Origin of the sequence: Pseudescherichia sp. (assembly GCF_031979925.1) — a bacterium.
Taxonomy (GTDB): Bacteria; Pseudomonadota; Gammaproteobacteria; order Enterobacterales; family Enterobacteriaceae; genus Pseudescherichia.
This window is the reverse complement of sequence record NZ_DALZFB010000011.1, coordinates 1-13,922: the sequence shown is the minus strand read 5'-3', so window position 1 is coordinate 13,922 and position 13,922 is coordinate 1. Positions and strand designations below refer to the sequence as shown.

Genomic DNA, 13,922 nt, shown 5'->3' with positions numbered 1-13,922 from the left:
TAACGGCGGGAATGGGGCTTGTCAAAGGGTGATTTAAAAAAATCGTCCGATTGCCCAATTATTCCCCAGACCGCACAAAAAACAGCAACGTCGCGATGATTTACTGTGCCTTTTGCCGTTTGGCACGCGGATATTTCCATAGCCAGCGGCCGCTGATCATACGCCAGTAGAAAAGCACCCCGCGCACTGCCCAGTCGAGGAACATTCCCAGCCAGACGCCGACTACGCCCATCCCCAGCACCACGCCCAGCGTATAACCTGCAACCACCCGGCAGCCCCACATACCAAGCATGGAGACCCACATTGCAAAGCGAGCGTCACGCGCGCCCTTCTGCCCTGCCGGCAGCACCCACGAGGCTGCCCAGATCGGCATAAAGGCGGCGTTAAGCCAGAGCAGAATTTTCACAACCTCTTGCACATCCGACTCCGGGGTATAAAACGAGGCCAGCAGGCCTGCAAACGGCGCGCTGAACCAGGCGATGCAGGTCAGGCCAATAGTCGAAAGCCAAAAGACATGACGTAACTGCCGTTCGGCCTGGCCGATCTGCCCTTTACCCAGCCGCCGGCCGGTGATGATCGTGGAGGCAGAGCCGAGCGCATTCCCCGGCAGGTTGATTAATGCCGCCACGGAGAAGGCGATAAAGTTACCGGCGATAACGTTAGTACCCATCCCCGCTACAAAGATCTGCGTCAGCAGTTTGCCGCTGTTAAAAAGCACTGACTCAATGCTGGCCGGAACGCCAATCCCCATCACCTCCCAGATAATGGCGAAGTTAAGCGGCTTAAAGTAGCTTTTGAGCGTGATGCGCAGCGCCGGGTTAAAACCGATCATCAGCACCCAAATGATGGCTATCGCACCGATATAGCGGGAGATGGTCAAACCCAGTCCGGCTCCAGCAAACCCCAGACCAGGCCAGGAGAAGACGCCGTAGATCAGTGCGCTACTGATAATGATGTTGAGAATGTTCATGCCGCCGTTAATCAACAGCGGGATTTTGGTATTCCCTGCCCCGCGCAGCGCCCCGCTGCCGATCAGGGCAATCGCTGCCGCCGGATAGCTAAGCACCGTCAGCTCCAGATAGGTCAGCGCCAGCGCTTTGACCTCCGGCGTCGCCTCGCCTGCGACAACGTCAATAATCTGCGCGCCAAAGTAGTGAATTACCGCCGCAAGTACCGCCGCAAAAAGGGTCATGATCACCAGCGACTGTCGCGCTGCGGCCCGTGCCCGCCGCCGATCGCGCTTGCCCAGGCTGAAGGCGACAACCACTGTGGTCCCAAGGTCAATCGCGGCGAAGAATGCCATCACTACCATATTGAAGCTATCGGCAAGGCCTACGCCTGCCATCGCCTCTTTACCCAACCAGCTGACCAGAAAGGTGCTAAGCACCCCCATCAGCAGTACGCAGGTATTTTCGAGAAAAATAGGTACCGCCAGCGGAGTGATCTCACGCCAAAAAAGAACTCGGTAACTATTACGTTTTTTATACCAGGACGTGCGCACGACGGCCTGTCGTAGAGCGGCAGTGACGTTCAAAATGGACCTTAGCGAGAGTGCGAGAGAGAAAGTTGAAACTTCATTTCAAATGATGAGGGAGAAATGCCGATCCTGCAAAGTATTTTGCGCAGATTTTGTTGCGAAAAGCATCAGAGTGGTGAGAGAAGCAGCAGACGAACCCTGTTGATTAAAATGGGGTTTGACAAAAATTTTTATGCCGCTAATATTCGCTGCGTTCACACGATTCCTCTGTAGTTCAGTCGGTAGAACGGCGGACTGTTAATCCGTATGTCACTGGTTCGAGTCCAGTCAGAGGAGCCAAATTTAAGAAGCCCGCTTTTTAGCGGGCTTTTTGCTTTTCATTCCACGCCAGATATCGCCAGAGTCTGCAACACACCTTTGAGCCAGTCTGTCGCGCCGCGCTTACCGCTTCGTTTATGGGAGTAGATCTTCACCTCAAACGGAGGCACGTTAAACGGCAGCGCGAAGATCTTAACGCCTGCCATCTGGGCAACACGCTCAGCCGCCAGCCTTGGGAGTGCCATGAGCAGATCGCTTTCAGCGACAATAAAGGGGGCGCTGAGCATCGAGGGCGTTTTAATCGTTACCTGACGCGTATGTCCCATCTGCGCCAGCTGAAGATCCAGAACCCCCTGCCTCTCATTCCACGGTGTGACGACCAGATGACGGGCAGCAAGGTAGGTCTCAAGAGTGAGTTGGGACCGTTTATGATTACTGATGACCACGTACTCATCTTCAAGCCAGCTAATCTCATCCAGCTCCGGCTGCTTTAGTTCGTCAGACGTACTGAACCCCAACGCCAGATCGACCTCCCCTGCCAGCAACTCCGTTAGCGCCGGGCTATGGGGCAGATAGCGTAGCTCAAAGCGCAGCCCGGGCGCATCGCGCTGTAGCCTGGATATCAGAATGGGAAAAATAGTGAATGCGGTAAAATCCGTGATTGCAATCTGCAAGCAGTCGGAGCTGGCAGCAGGATCGAATTTCGGCTGCGGGGTAAGCTGTAAATTAAGCGAGTTTAGTGCTGAAGCCACAGACGGAGCGAGTTGGGAGGCATATACGCTGGGGCACATGCGGTGTCCTTCCCGGTAGAAAAGCGGATCGTTTAAGGCTATCCGCAGCCGCGATAGCGCGTGACTGAGTGCTGAAGTGCTCATTGCCAGCTCATCTGCGGCCAGCCTGACCGAGCCGTGACGAAAGACGGCATCGAACACGGGCAGCAGGTTTAAATCGAGACGCCGTAAGGCAGAATGCATAATATTCAACGATCCGTGATTTCATTGCACTTAATTCTTTTTAGAATAACGCTTATGCTAGGCATCATCAATTTGACCACCTACATAAGATGACAGGAAAACGGATGAGTATCACGATTCGCCAGGCCCTCCCGACAGACGTTAACGCTATTTACGATATGATTTACGAGCTGGCAGTGTATGAGAAAGCACCTGAAGAGGTGGTGACGACCCCAGAAGAGATCGGCAAAACGCTGTTTGATACTGAAAGCAAAACCGAAGCACTGATCTGTGAAATTGACGGTAAAACGTTGGGCTATGCCGTTTTCTTCACCAGCTACTCCACCTGGCTTGGGCGTAACGGCATCTATATGGAAGATCTCTACGTTTCGCCAGAGTACCGCGGCAAAGGCGCGGGCAAAGCGCTGCTGAAATATATTGCCCAGTGCGCGGTGACGCGCCAGTGCGGACGCCTGGAGTGGAGCGTCCTTGACTGGAACCAGCCCTCTATTGATTTTTACCTCAGCATTGGTGCGCTACCGCAGAGCGAGTGGGTACGCTACCGGCTGGATGGCGATGCCTTGCTGAAATTTGCAGAAAAATAAATCTTATAGCCAGGCCTGCCTTGCAGGTCTGGCGTGAACACTGCTGCTCGTTATTCTATAAATCCTGTCAATATTATTTACCAATACAGGGTTATAATAAAGTCCAAAATGAGACACTTGAACTGACGTATTATTTGTAAGTAATTTTTTTGATGCTATTGGTGATCCCCACTGTATAACGATAAAAACTGCGATGTTCAAACTCGTTATAGAACATAATGACTGCTTCATTAGCCGCTATCTTAGTAGCATTAAATTTTCTCTCAGCCTTCTCTGGATGGTGAAAAAAATCATAGCTCACACACTCTTTAATCAGCGTTACCGGACAGTTCTCTCGTAGCGTTTTAATATCATACAGGCTAAGGCTTACCCGCCCTTTCGCAAGACTGATCTGTGACAGCAGTAAAACATTGTCAAACTGTATGACTATAGGCAACGTATTGTTTTCTACCTCTGAAAAGTCTGACTGCAACAGATCGACCCGCCTGGTAACAAAATTTTCGTCGAAGCTGAGCAGATAAGTTCCAGAATGTTTATGCCGCCCATCTAATCGCGCCAGCCATGTAATCATAATTGTGTTTGTTACCTGCTCCTGAACAAACCTGACATCCTGAATAGGGTACTCACAACAATAGATATCATGAATATACCCATTTTCGATAACCTTTATTGTTGATTGACCAGTAATCTCAGAAACATCACAAATCAGCACTAAAATGTTACCATGATGATAAAATATATCGTGATGGATATTCATTCATTTATCACCTTTATCTAAATAGTAAAACACTCGCGGATACCTAATGGTTTTATCAGGAAACATTTCTTGAATGTATACATGAAAAACATTAATTACAAAAAACCATCACTGTAAACATATAATTTAAACGCAACGCATCTTAGCGTGTCATAGCAGGAAACTTTATACATTGAAAGCAGGAGATTAAGTAGTTATCATTATGTTTTCACATAGAGTCAGGTTTCATATGTTCACTTTATTCCTTTTTCCTTTGATTAAAAAAGCCAGATCGCCATCAACAGAAAATATAGCGATGCAAAAAAGAATATTGATAACCATCTGCGCCAGCTCGGCGAGTTTGAAATGACCATGAAAGATCCATACGATAAGGGCGCTGCAGGCCACGGCCAGCGCCCATGTCATCCAGGAGTAAGCGGGGTGATGCGATGAATGAACCACACAGGTAAAGACAATTTTAGCTATAATCAGCCCTGCGGAAATAATATTAATCACGTAGCTAAAATAGAGAATGCTCATTTTTCACCTTTTCTAAAGTTATGATCAAAAATTGACCCAGCCTTTTTAGGCCGAGTAGTTAGGTACATGAGTAATCGAACCGCCGCCGCCGCGCTGACGACCGCCCCAACCACGGGCGGCACATCAAGCCCAAGTCCCAGCAGCTTACTGCTTAATTGAGATAATACCTGGGCACAGAACTCTGAACAGATCAGGCCAATCATCATCGAAGCGGCGAACAAGAGTACCCGTGCCCAGACGGCAAAATCGATAGCAGAAACCACAAAAATGATACTGCCAGCAAAAGCCGCGATAAACGTATCCGGATCATGGCTAATAATAGTTGAGAGAGCCATAAGTATTGCCACCTGTAATGGCTTTGGGCCATTGATAATGTTTAAATGCATTGTTACTGCTGTCAATTAATCCTGCCCCTTCTTAGGCTGTTGTGACCGATGATATTGCTATCCCAATTTAATAGTGTTCATAAATTACCTAAAGTTAATCGAAAAATGGTGTTATCGCGCATCGTAATTAACCTTAATTTAAAAACTATAATGGTCTGGCAAATGACATTACACCTTTTAATCAATATAGTTTCAGATGTACGGCAACCGTATTGACCTGACTCTCATTTTTCATCATCGGAGAAAACCGAATGGGCGCATTACTTGCTAAAAAAATGAAATATTTTATGGTAACGATGGAAGAGCGCAATTTTGCTAAAGCAGCAGAAGTACTCTGTATCACTCGTTCGCCCTTAAGTAAAGCCATATGCGAACTGGAAGACTATCTGGGAGGTAAACTGTTTACCCGTACCTATAACAGTCTGGAGCCTACTGAGCTTGCTTTTGACTACTATCAAAAGTGTAAGCCTATTTATGAGATGATTCTGGCCCTTGAAAACGAATGCCGCTCAATAAATGTTGATATTCCTTTAACTATCATTTTTGATATTAGTGTACCTGAACTATTGTACCAACAGATCGTTATGGCAATGAAAAGTGAAAACCTCATCTTTAATTGTGAAAGATATGTTATTAACTTGTCTGATATTGATGAAGTTACTCGGAAGCACATGCTTATTGTTTCGCTGCGTGAGATCGCCTCTAATACAAACTGCGAGGTAGATAAATGGCAGGGTGATGAAATTGTGATCTGTAGGCCAGTCAACTATCAGTCTAAAATTGATACACTACGTATCTTTATTTGGAAGGATCTAACCTCAAATTATCTACAACGTAGTTTTTCCCTGCTAGTCAAAGGTTACTGTCCCGACATGGTATTTATCGAACATAATTTCAGCTTTACCGGTCTTCTTTATAATATTCGAGCCGGTAAAGGTTGCTCACTATTAACGAGGAAGATGGCCACGATGTTTAAAGTTGATGGGGTGGAGTATCTTCCTGTAAAAGATATAAGGCCGATGATCTATATGTATCATGCAGCCGATAAAAAAATGAACAAGACTGTCCTCCAGATCAAATCCATAATAAATAATTTCATTTAAGTTCGCATCTTCAACATGAAGCGGGTTAACACTCGCTTCATTAGTGAAATTTTTACTTTGTATGCATAAGGTAAGCACTGCCCTACCAATACGCTAAAGTGTTGCACACATCAACATCCTTAAATATATCATCGCGCTCTGATGAGCACGCTGTGTACACCGCCTGGTTTTCGATAATACTTAACACCTTGATCACACTTCGTTGTGAAACTGCACAGAACACTTTTGAAACGCTGTTTTCATTTTCCTTTTGCACTTTTTTCAGCGTATAATAGGTGCCTGGTCGCTATTGAATGGTTTCAGCTCATTGAACTGTAAAATTCAACTATCACATCGCATACTCCCGTTTTGGGCTGAAACTCAAGCACACATTACTCTGCACGCTCTTTTGATGTCACCTATCCTTAGGCTGTGGCATCGCAACTTTCGCAACACAGGTTTGACTCCGCGGCGGTGCGCCCCCGGAGCGCTATTCTCCTATCCTTCACAACTTAAAGACTAAGACTGTCATGAAAAAGACCAAAATTGTTTGCACCATCGGCCCAAAAACCGAATCCGAAGAGATGTTGACCAAAATGCTGGACGCCGGGATGAACGTTATGCGTCTTAACTTCTCTCACGGTGACTATGCAGAACACGGTCAGCGCATCCAGAACCTGCGCAACGTGATGAGCAAAACCGGTAAAAAAGCCGCCATTTTGCTGGATACCAAAGGACCGGAAATCCGTACCATTAAGCTGGAAGGCGGTAATGACGTCTCCCTGAAAGCAGGCCAGACCTTCACTTTCACCACCGATAAATCCGTCGTAGGCAACAACGAAATCGTTGCGGTGACCTATGAAGGCTTCACTACCGACCTCTCCGTCGGTAACACCGTGCTGGTTGACGACGGCCTGATCGGTATGGAAGTGACCGCTATTGAAGGCAACAAGGTTGTCTGTAAGGTACTGAACAACGGCGACCTCGGCGAAAACAAAGGTGTGAACCTGCCGGGCGTCTCTATCGCCCTGCCTGCGCTGGCCGAAAAAGACAAACAGGATCTGATCTTCGGCTGCGAACAGGGCGTCGATTTCGTTGCGGCCTCCTTTATCCGTAAACGTTCTGACGTTGTTGAGATCCGCGAGCACCTGAAGGCGCACGGTGGCGAAAACATTCAGATCATCTCTAAGATCGAAAACCAGGAAGGCCTGAACAACTTCGACGAAATCCTCGAAGCGTCTGATGGCATTATGGTTGCCCGTGGCGACCTCGGCGTAGAGATCCCGGTTGAAGAGGTTATCTTCGCGCAGAAGATGATGATCGAAAAATGTATCCGCGCGCGTAAAGTGGTGATCACCGCTACTCAGATGCTGGACTCCATGATCAAGAACCCGCGCCCAACTCGTGCTGAAGCAGGCGACGTAGCCAACGCCATCCTTGACGGTACCGATGCTGTAATGCTCTCTGGTGAATCTGCTAAAGGTAAATATCCGCTGGAAGCCGTGACTATCATGGCGACCATCTGTGAGCGTACCGATCGCGTGATGACCAGCCGTCTGGACTTCAACAATGACAGCCGTAAGCTGCGTATCACCGAAGCCGTCTGCCGTGGTGCAGTAGAGACCGCTGAGAAACTGGAGGCACCGCTGATCGTTGTAGCAACCCAGGGCGGTAAATCGGCTCGTGCGGTACGTAAATATTTCCCGGATGCTACCATTCTGGCCCTGACCACCAATGAACAGACTGCCCGTCAGCTGGTGCTGAGCAAAGGCGTTGTCGCGCAGCTGGTGAACGAGATCGCTTCTACGGATGATTTCTATCTGCAGGGTAAAGAGATTGCGCTGGAGAGCGGCCTGGCACAGAAAGGCGATGTGGTTGTAATGGTATCCGGTGCCCTGGTTCCGAGCGGTACAACTAATACCGCTTCTGTACATGTACTGTAATTATTAACAGCTCTATTAATTACATTAAAAGCGCCTTCAGGGCGCTTTTTTTATTCCATCAATAGCCACTATCAATAGAAATGCAAATCGGCTTAAACTATTTAACGCCGTATTTCATAAGATATATCCGATGAAAGTGGTCTGTTTTCACACAGTTTTTTTGCCTTCCCCACAAAAGTCGATGCATCTTTGAGCGAACGATCAAATTTAGGGGTATTCCCATCAAAAAAATATTCTCAACATAAAAAACTTTGTGTAATACTTGTAACGCTACATGGAGATTAACTCAATCTAGAGGGTATTAATAATGAATCGTACTAAACTGGTACTGGGCGCGGTAATCCTGGGTTCTACTCTGCTGGCAGGTTGCTCCAGCAACGCTAAAATCGATCAGCTGTCTTCTGACGTTCAGACTCTGAACGCTAAAGTTGACCAGCTGAGCAACGACGTGAACGCAATCCGTTCTGACGTTCAGGCTGCTAAAGACGACGCAGCTCGCGCTAACCAGCGTCTGGACAACCAGGCTCACTCTTACCGTAAGTAAGAGTTCCTGTAATAAAATGGCGCACATTGTGCGCCATTTTTTTTGCCTGCGATTTATCAGCCTCTCTGACTACTGCGTCATCATCCTGCCCGAACCTTCACTTCCTGCTGCGGTCACTGCGGAAGAAGTGCTGTTGTGCGCTGAAAGCACCGCTGCCGGACCCGATTCGCTCTTTGCCACCGGCACGCTTATTGGGTAACCCGCGCGGCGTAGCATGGCTTTATCAATCGTTGATCGATCCCCGCCCGCCTGGCGAATAGTGTCGCTAAAGGTCGCCGTCAGTGAAATAGGCACGGTTTGCGTGTTCTCCTCCGGCAGCTGCGAGAGCGGGCGGTGCACCTCAATATACTGCTTGCCGTCAGGCTCTACCGAGTACTTCACAGGCTCATTGATAATGCGCACCGGCATGCCGGTCGCAGCCTGGGAAAAGAGCGCCTGAATATCCGGCGCAGCCATGCGGATACACCCGGAGCTGACGCGCAGTCCGACGCTATCAGGGGCATTGGTCCCGTGAATGAGATACTCCCCCCTGCCCTCCGCCAGGCGCAGCGCAAAGCGCCCCAGCGGGTTATTTGGCCCGGCAGGAACAACGGCGGGTAGCGTAATGCCTTTCGCCTGCGAACGCGCCCGTATGCCTGCTGGCGGTGTCCAGGTAGGATTAGGTATCTTCTGGCTTATTCGGGTCAGCGTGACGGGCGTTTCGAGCCCCTGCTGACCGATGCCGATAGGATAGACCTGCACGCTGTTTTCGCCCGGCGGATAGAAATAGAGCCTCAGCTCGGCCAGATTAATCACTATCCCCTCCCGTGGCGTATCGGGCAGCAGCATCTGCGTAGGAATAGTCACCACCGTTCCCGGCTTAGGCACTGGCGCAATGGTATTGTTTGCTTCAATAAGCAACATCGCGGGGGTATCGAAGTGGCGACCAATTGCCTGCAGGTTACGATCCTGCGGCTGCACGGTATAGGTTTGGTTTTGCCCAATGAGACGACTGCCAGGCGGCGGGAGTAAATAATCCGCCGCCTGGGCAGTTTGAATAGCGCTAAATGCGCTGATAAGGCTAACTGTTATTAGAGACGCGCGTTTCATACTGAGGTTCCCGTATTCACTGGCCCAGCGCCAGAAAGCTGAAAATTACACGAGGCGGAAAGCCACCTCGCGTAACAGGATGAAAGCTATATAAACAGTTTAGCTAATGTTGGAAGCTTTGTTACGAATTGCACGGATCATGGCTTCCAGTCCCTGGGAGCGCGAAGGGGTTAAATGCTGGGCAAGGGCCATTTTCTCAAACCAGGGCCGGACATCAAAAGCGACAATATCCTGGGCCGTCATCTGCTGATAGAGAATAAAGACCACGGCGATAAGTCCCTTAACAATGGCCGCGTCGCTATCGCCCTGCAACTCAATAATGCCGCTCTCATTTTGTTGCATAACGATCCATACCTGGCTCTGACAGCCCTGAATGGTGTTTTCGGCGCTGTGCGCCTGCTCGCTCAGTGCCGGCAGACGCTGACCCAGCTCGATAATGTAGAGATATTTCTCTTCCCAGTTAGCGCAGCGCGTAAAATTACGCAGCAGTCGCTCTTTATCGGGTAATTCAGCCATAACCGCTCCTTTGTTAGCCCAGCAGCTGATGAATACGTTTCAGCCCGGCTACCAGACGATCCACCTCTTCCTGCGTGTTGTAAATAGCCAGCGATGCACGACACATTGCCGGAACGTTATAAAACGACATCAGCGGCATTGCACAGTGGTGACCAGTACGTACTGCAACGCCGTAGTTATCCAGGAAGCTCCCCACGTCATAGGCGTGATGCTTACCTAAATTGAATGCAATGACGCCCTGGCGGTGCGCAGGTCCATACAGCGTGATATCTGGCACACTGGCCATTTCAACTAGCGCGTATTCCATTAACGACTTCTCGTAAGCCTGAATATTATCGAGGCCCAGTGCGCTGACATACTCTATTGCTGCACCGAGAGCGATAATGCCGCCCGTGTTCGGCGTCCCGGCCTCAAAGCGCCAGGGCGCTCGGGCATAGGTTGTGCCGTCCGTCAGGCTCACAGTCGCGATCATCGACCCGCCCCCTTCCCATGGCGGCATTGCCTGGAGGATATCCTCTTTGACGTAGAGTATGCCGATCCCGGTAGGCCCATAGAGCTTATGCGCGGAGAAGGTGTAGAAGTCGCAGTCCAGAGCCTGGACATCAACGGTGTGGTGCATGACAGCCTGGGCACCGTCCACCAGCACCTTCGCGCCATGCTGATGGGCAAGCGCGGTCATCTCCGCAATAGGGTTTTCGGTACCCAGCACGTTTGAGACATGGGTAATCGCCAGCAGGCGGGTGCGATCGTCGAGCAGCTCGCGCCAGACATTCATCTGCAGCGTGCCGTCCGGATTAAGTGGGATGACCCGCAGCTCTGCGCCGGTGCGCTCGCACAGCATCTGCCAGGGAACAATGTTGGCATGGTGCTCCATCATCGTGATGATAATGTTATCCCCGGCGCGAACCTGGCTGCTGCCCCAGCTGTTAGCGACAAGATTGATCCCCTCGGTCGTGCCACGTACAAAAACGATCTCTTCCGCCGTCCGGGCATTGAGGAAACCGGCCGCCTGCGCGCGCACGTTCTCCATCCGCTGCGTTGCCTCTGCGCTCAGGGTATGAATACCCCGGTGCACGGCCGCATAGCCGTGACGATAGAACTCAGCCTCGGCGTCGATAACCTGATTGGGTTTCTGCGCGCTGGCGGCGCTGTCGAGATACGCCAGCGGCACGCCGTTCACTTCACGTCCCAGAACGGGAAAATCCGCCCGAACGTCGCTCACAGAATAGGTCATGCGTTACCCCCTGCCAGGCGCTGACCGATACGACTCAGCACCTGCTGCTTTAACGCTTCGTCACTGATGGCTTCCGTCAGTTCAGCGGCAAAGGCATAGATAATCATCTGCTGCGCGGCCTGTCGATCGATACCGCGCGAGCGCAGGTAGAACATCTGTTCATCATCAATACGGCCAACGGTCGCTCCATGGCTGCATTTCACATCGTCGGCGTAGATCTCCAGCTGCGGCTTGGTATCTACCTCCGCCAGCCGACCCAGCAGCAGGTTGTTGTTGGTCATCTGCCCGTCGGTTTTGATGGCGTGCTGCGCCACGTTAATCATGCCGTTAAACACCGCCCGGCCTTTGTCGCTGACAATGGTCTTATGCAGCTGGCGGCTATTGCAGAAGCCTTTATTATGCTCAAGCCAGGTACGGGTATCGCATACCTCATTGTTAACCGGCATTGCCAGGCTGTTGATGCGCAGGGTGGTATTTTCACCATTGAGCTGGGTGCTGGTATGGTGGCGCAGCACCGCTCCGCCGAGCAGGAAGCTGTGGCTCCAGGCGGCGGCATCCGCAGCCATAAAGAGATCGTTATGGGCAAAGTGGTAGCTGCCCGCGTTTTCAAAGGCCAGCTTCACATGGTGCAGCTGCGCGTTCGCGCCAATGTTCATCGTCAGACGCGAGCCGGTAAAATGGCCCCTGTCGTTCAGGCTGACGTAGTGCTCATAGATAGTCGCCTCTGCGCTCTCGGCCAGCTCAAGGTGGTGCCGGTAGTGAGCGGTGTTCATCTCGTCACCGTCCAGCCCCTGAGTAATGTGCATTAAGAGCAACGGCTTAGAAGGCCGCTGGTTACGCGCCACGCGAATGTGCGTTACGCTCGCCGCGAGGCTTTCGGTGAGATGTAAAAACACTTCCGGCTGTACCGGCGCGGGCAGCGCGCTACGCTCGTCGCCGATCGTCACGCTATACCCGCTGTTATCAAGGCTGTCGCTCAGGTCTGCATTAAACTGTCCATCAACAAAGACCAGCCGCAGGGCATCCACCGGCAGCGCCAGGGCATCACGCTGTTCGACGCTAATATTGCTGCTTTTTGAGACAAACTGGCTCTTTAGCAGCCCGTCCAGCGAGGTATATTTCCAGTCCTCATGCTTACGCGTCGGCAGTCCCAGGCGCAGCATCTGCTGCAGGTGCTGCTGGGCCTGCTCTGAACGGTTCCCGCTCTGGGCCTCAAACAGATGATGCCACTGCTGCAACGCGTTACTGCTGTTCGGTAAGCCAGCCATAGCCCTGCTCCTCCAGCTGTTTGACCAGCGTAAAATCACCTGATTTGACAATGCGCCCCTGATAGAGAACATGCACATAGTCAGGTTTGATGTAGTCGAGGATACGCTGGTAGTGCGTCACGATGATAAAGGCACGCTTGTCGTCACGCAGAGAGTTCACGCCGTCGGCAACGATTTTCAGCGCATCGATATCCAGACCGGAGTCTGTTTCATCCAGAATACACAGCTCAGGTTCAAGCACCGCCATCTGCAGAATGTCATTACGCTTTTTCTCACCGCCAGAGAAGCCGACGTTGACCGAACGCGTTAGCAGATCTTCCGGCATCTTCAGCAGCTTGATCTTCTCTTCCATCAAGTCCTGGAAATCGAAGCGGTCTAGCTCCTCCTGGCCACGATGCTTGCGTACCGCGTTAAGGGCGGTTTGCAGGAAGAACTGATTGCTGACGCCAGGGATCTCCACCGGGTATTGAAAGGCCATAAAGACGCCTTCCCCGGCGCGCTCTTCCGGGTCCAGCTCCAGCAGGTCTTTACCTTTAAACTCAACGCTGCCGCCGGTAACCTCATAATCTTCCCGGCCGGCCAAAGTTGCTGACAGCGTACTTTTACCGGAGCCGTTGGGTCCCATAATGGCGTGTACTTCGCCGGGGCGTACCTCAAGGCTCAGGCCGCGCAGGATCTCTTTATCTTCAACGGATACCTGTAAATCTTTAATACTTAACATAGGGATTCCCTTATTCCTTAACCGACGCTGTGTTCAAGGCTAATTGCCAGCAGTTTTTGTGCTTCTACGGCAAACTCCAGCGGCAGCTCAGAGAAGACATCTTTACAGAAGCCGTTAACAATCATGGAGATCGCATCCTCTTCGCTAATGCCGCGCTGCAGGCAGTAGAAGAGCTGATCTTCGCCAATGCGCGAGGTGGTCGCCTCGTGCTCCAGCTGAGCGCTGTTATTGCGGCACTCGACGTAGGGGAAAGTATGCGCCCCACAGTCAGGCCCAATCAGCATGGAGTCACACTGGGTAAAGTTACGTGCATTGGTCGCCGTCGGCATAATTTTCACCAGCCCACGATAGCTATTCTGGCTCTGCCCCGCCGAGATCCCTTTCGAGATGATGGTCGATTTGGTGTTCTTACCAATGTGGATCATCTTGGTGCCGGTATCGGCCTGCTGATGGCCGCTGGTCAGCGCCACGGAGTAGAACTCGCCGATGGAGTTATCGCCGCGCAGGATA

General features: G+C 51.0%; 16 protein-coding genes and 1 tRNA gene. 5 read left to right on the top strand and 12 right to left on the bottom strand.

The window, feature by feature from the left end; genetic code table 11:
- Positions 1–100: 100 nt before the first annotated feature.
- The gene (locus RTM13_RS16560; RefSeq protein WP_312213572.1) at positions 101–1,537 is read right to left on the bottom strand and encodes an EmmdR/YeeO family multidrug/toxin efflux MATE transporter; all 1,437 of its coding nucleotides are present in this window, start codon (positions 1,535–1,537) and stop codon (positions 101–103) included.
- A 42-nt stretch (positions 1,538–1,579) separates the two neighbouring features.
- Positions 1,580–1,735, bottom strand: a complete 156-nt coding sequence (locus RTM13_RS20245; protein WP_409456059.1) for a DUF5951 family protein — start codon at positions 1,733–1,735, stop codon at positions 1,580–1,582.
- A gap of 5 nt (positions 1,736–1,740) precedes the next feature.
- Between RTM13_RS20245 and RTM13_RS16555 the strand changes: the two genes are divergently transcribed.
- Positions 1,741–1,816, top strand: a tRNA-Asn gene (locus RTM13_RS16555).
- A 38-nt stretch (positions 1,817–1,854) separates the two neighbouring features.
- Here RTM13_RS16555 and RTM13_RS16550 read toward each other — a convergent pair.
- Complete coding sequence (locus RTM13_RS16550) at positions 1,855–2,769, bottom strand: LysR family transcriptional regulator (RefSeq protein WP_312213368.1); 915 nt, start codon at positions 2,767–2,769, stop codon at positions 1,855–1,857.
- A gap of 104 nt (positions 2,770–2,873) precedes the next feature.
- On the opposite strand from RTM13_RS16550, the gene RTM13_RS16545 reads away from it, so the two are divergent.
- Positions 2,874–3,353: a GNAT family N-acetyltransferase gene (locus tag RTM13_RS16545; RefSeq protein ID WP_312213366.1), complete on the top strand. Its 480-nt coding sequence runs from the start codon at positions 2,874–2,876 to the stop codon at positions 3,351–3,353.
- 130 nt (positions 3,354–3,483) lie between these two features.
- On the opposite strand, the gene RTM13_RS16540 is transcribed toward RTM13_RS16545, so the two are convergent.
- The 3 genes from RTM13_RS16540 to RTM13_RS16530 form a co-directional block, all read right to left on the bottom strand.
- Positions 3,484–4,110 (bottom strand): hypothetical protein, encoded by a 627-nt coding sequence (locus RTM13_RS16540; protein ID WP_312213364.1) that lies wholly within the window; start codon positions 4,108–4,110, stop codon positions 3,484–3,486.
- Between the two features lie 225 nt (positions 4,111–4,335).
- On the bottom strand, positions 4,336–4,629 hold the full coding sequence (locus RTM13_RS16535) for a phage holin family protein (RefSeq protein WP_312213362.1): 294 nt from the start codon (positions 4,627–4,629) through the stop codon (positions 4,336–4,338).
- Positions 4,626–4,964 carry a putative holin gene (locus RTM13_RS16530; protein ID WP_312213361.1) on the bottom strand — a complete coding sequence of 113 codons (339 nt, stop codon included), beginning with the start codon at positions 4,962–4,964 and terminating at the stop codon, positions 4,626–4,628. Before RTM13_RS16530 ends, RTM13_RS16535 begins: the two co-directional genes overlap by 4 nt.
- A gap of 302 nt (positions 4,965–5,266) precedes the next feature.
- Here RTM13_RS16530 and RTM13_RS16525 point away from each other — a divergent pair, with 302 nt between their 5' ends.
- The 3 genes from RTM13_RS16525 to RTM13_RS16515 all read left to right on the top strand — a co-directional run bounded on the left by RTM13_RS16525 (position 5,267) and on the right by RTM13_RS16515 (position 8,584).
- Entirely contained in the window at positions 5,267–6,118 is an 852-nt protein-coding gene (locus RTM13_RS16525; RefSeq protein ID WP_312213360.1) for a LysR family transcriptional regulator, read from the top strand.
- A gap of 509 nt (positions 6,119–6,627) precedes the next feature.
- Entirely contained in the window at positions 6,628–8,040 is a 1,413-nt protein-coding gene (pykF, locus tag RTM13_RS16520) for a pyruvate kinase PykF (RefSeq protein ID WP_312213359.1), read from the top strand.
- A 307-nt stretch (positions 8,041–8,347) separates the two neighbouring features.
- On the top strand, positions 8,348–8,584 hold the full coding sequence (locus tag RTM13_RS16515; protein ID WP_007374746.1) for a major outer membrane lipoprotein: 237 nt from the start codon (positions 8,348–8,350) through the stop codon (positions 8,582–8,584).
- A 69-nt stretch (positions 8,585–8,653) separates the two neighbouring features.
- On the opposite strand, the gene RTM13_RS16510 is transcribed toward RTM13_RS16515, so the two are convergent.
- The 6 genes from RTM13_RS16510 to RTM13_RS16485 all read right to left on the bottom strand — a co-directional run.
- Positions 8,654–9,673: a L,D-transpeptidase family protein gene (locus RTM13_RS16510; RefSeq protein ID WP_312213357.1), complete on the bottom strand. Its 1,020-nt coding sequence runs from the start codon at positions 9,671–9,673 to the stop codon at positions 8,654–8,656.
- A 99-nt stretch (positions 9,674–9,772) separates the two neighbouring features.
- Complete coding sequence (gene sufE / locus RTM13_RS16505; RefSeq protein ID WP_312213355.1) at positions 9,773–10,189, bottom strand: cysteine desulfuration protein SufE; 417 nt, start codon at positions 10,187–10,189, stop codon at positions 9,773–9,775.
- Between the two features lie 13 nt (positions 10,190–10,202).
- Complete coding sequence (sufS, locus tag RTM13_RS16500) at positions 10,203–11,423, bottom strand: cysteine desulfurase SufS (RefSeq protein WP_312213354.1); 1,221 nt, start codon at positions 11,421–11,423, stop codon at positions 10,203–10,205.
- The gene (gene sufD / locus RTM13_RS16495; protein WP_312213353.1) at positions 11,420–12,691 is read right to left on the bottom strand and encodes a Fe-S cluster assembly protein SufD; all 1,272 of its coding nucleotides are present in this window, start codon (positions 12,689–12,691) and stop codon (positions 11,420–11,422) included. The genes sufS and sufD overlap by 4 nt, the downstream gene beginning before the upstream one ends.
- Positions 12,666–13,412 carry a Fe-S cluster assembly ATPase SufC gene (gene sufC / locus RTM13_RS16490; protein ID WP_312213352.1) on the bottom strand — a complete coding sequence of 249 codons (747 nt, stop codon included), beginning with the start codon at positions 13,410–13,412 and terminating at the stop codon, positions 12,666–12,668. Before sufC ends, sufD begins: the two co-directional genes overlap by 26 nt.
- A gap of 17 nt (positions 13,413–13,429) precedes the next feature.
- On the bottom strand, positions 13,430–13,922 hold a 493-nt coding region (locus tag RTM13_RS16485; protein ID WP_312213350.1), incomplete at its 5' end, for a SufD family Fe-S cluster assembly protein.

Bases quoted from the DNA above. Each gene is read 5' to 3' on its own strand.
- RTM13_RS16550 (WP_312213368.1), bottom strand. From the start codon at position 2,769: ATGCATTCTGCCTTACGGCGTCTCGATTTAAACCTGCTGCCCGTGTTC.
- RTM13_RS16545 (WP_312213366.1), top strand. From the start codon at position 2,874: ATGAGTATCACGATTCGCCAGGCCCTCCCGACAGACGTTAACGCTATT.
- RTM13_RS16540 (WP_312213364.1), bottom strand. From the start codon at position 4,110: ATGAATATCCATCACGATATATTTTATCATCATGGTAACATTTTAGTG.
- RTM13_RS16535 (WP_312213362.1), bottom strand. From the start codon at position 4,629: ATGAGCATTCTCTATTTTAGCTACGTGATTAATATTATTTCCGCAGGG.
- RTM13_RS16530 (WP_312213361.1), bottom strand. From the start codon at position 4,964: ATGGCTCTCTCAACTATTATTAGCCATGATCCGGATACGTTTATCGCG.
- RTM13_RS16525 (WP_312213360.1), top strand. From the start codon at position 5,267: ATGGGCGCATTACTTGCTAAAAAAATGAAATATTTTATGGTAACGATG.
- pykF (WP_312213359.1), top strand. From the start codon at position 6,628: ATGAAAAAGACCAAAATTGTTTGCACCATCGGCCCAAAAACCGAATCC.
- RTM13_RS16515 (WP_007374746.1), top strand. From the start codon at position 8,348: ATGAATCGTACTAAACTGGTACTGGGCGCGGTAATCCTGGGTTCTACT.
- RTM13_RS16510 (WP_312213357.1), bottom strand. From the start codon at position 9,673: ATGAAACGCGCGTCTCTAATAACAGTTAGCCTTATCAGCGCATTTAGC.
- sufE (WP_312213355.1), bottom strand. From the start codon at position 10,189: ATGGCTGAATTACCCGATAAAGAGCGACTGCTGCGTAATTTTACGCGC.
- sufS (WP_312213354.1), bottom strand. From the start codon at position 11,423: ATGACCTATTCTGTGAGCGACGTTCGGGCGGATTTTCCCGTTCTGGGA.
- sufD (WP_312213353.1), bottom strand. From the start codon at position 12,691: ATGGCTGGCTTACCGAACAGCAGTAACGCGTTGCAGCAGTGGCATCAT.
- sufC (WP_312213352.1), bottom strand. From the start codon at position 13,412: ATGTTAAGTATTAAAGATTTACAGGTATCCGTTGAAGATAAAGAGATC.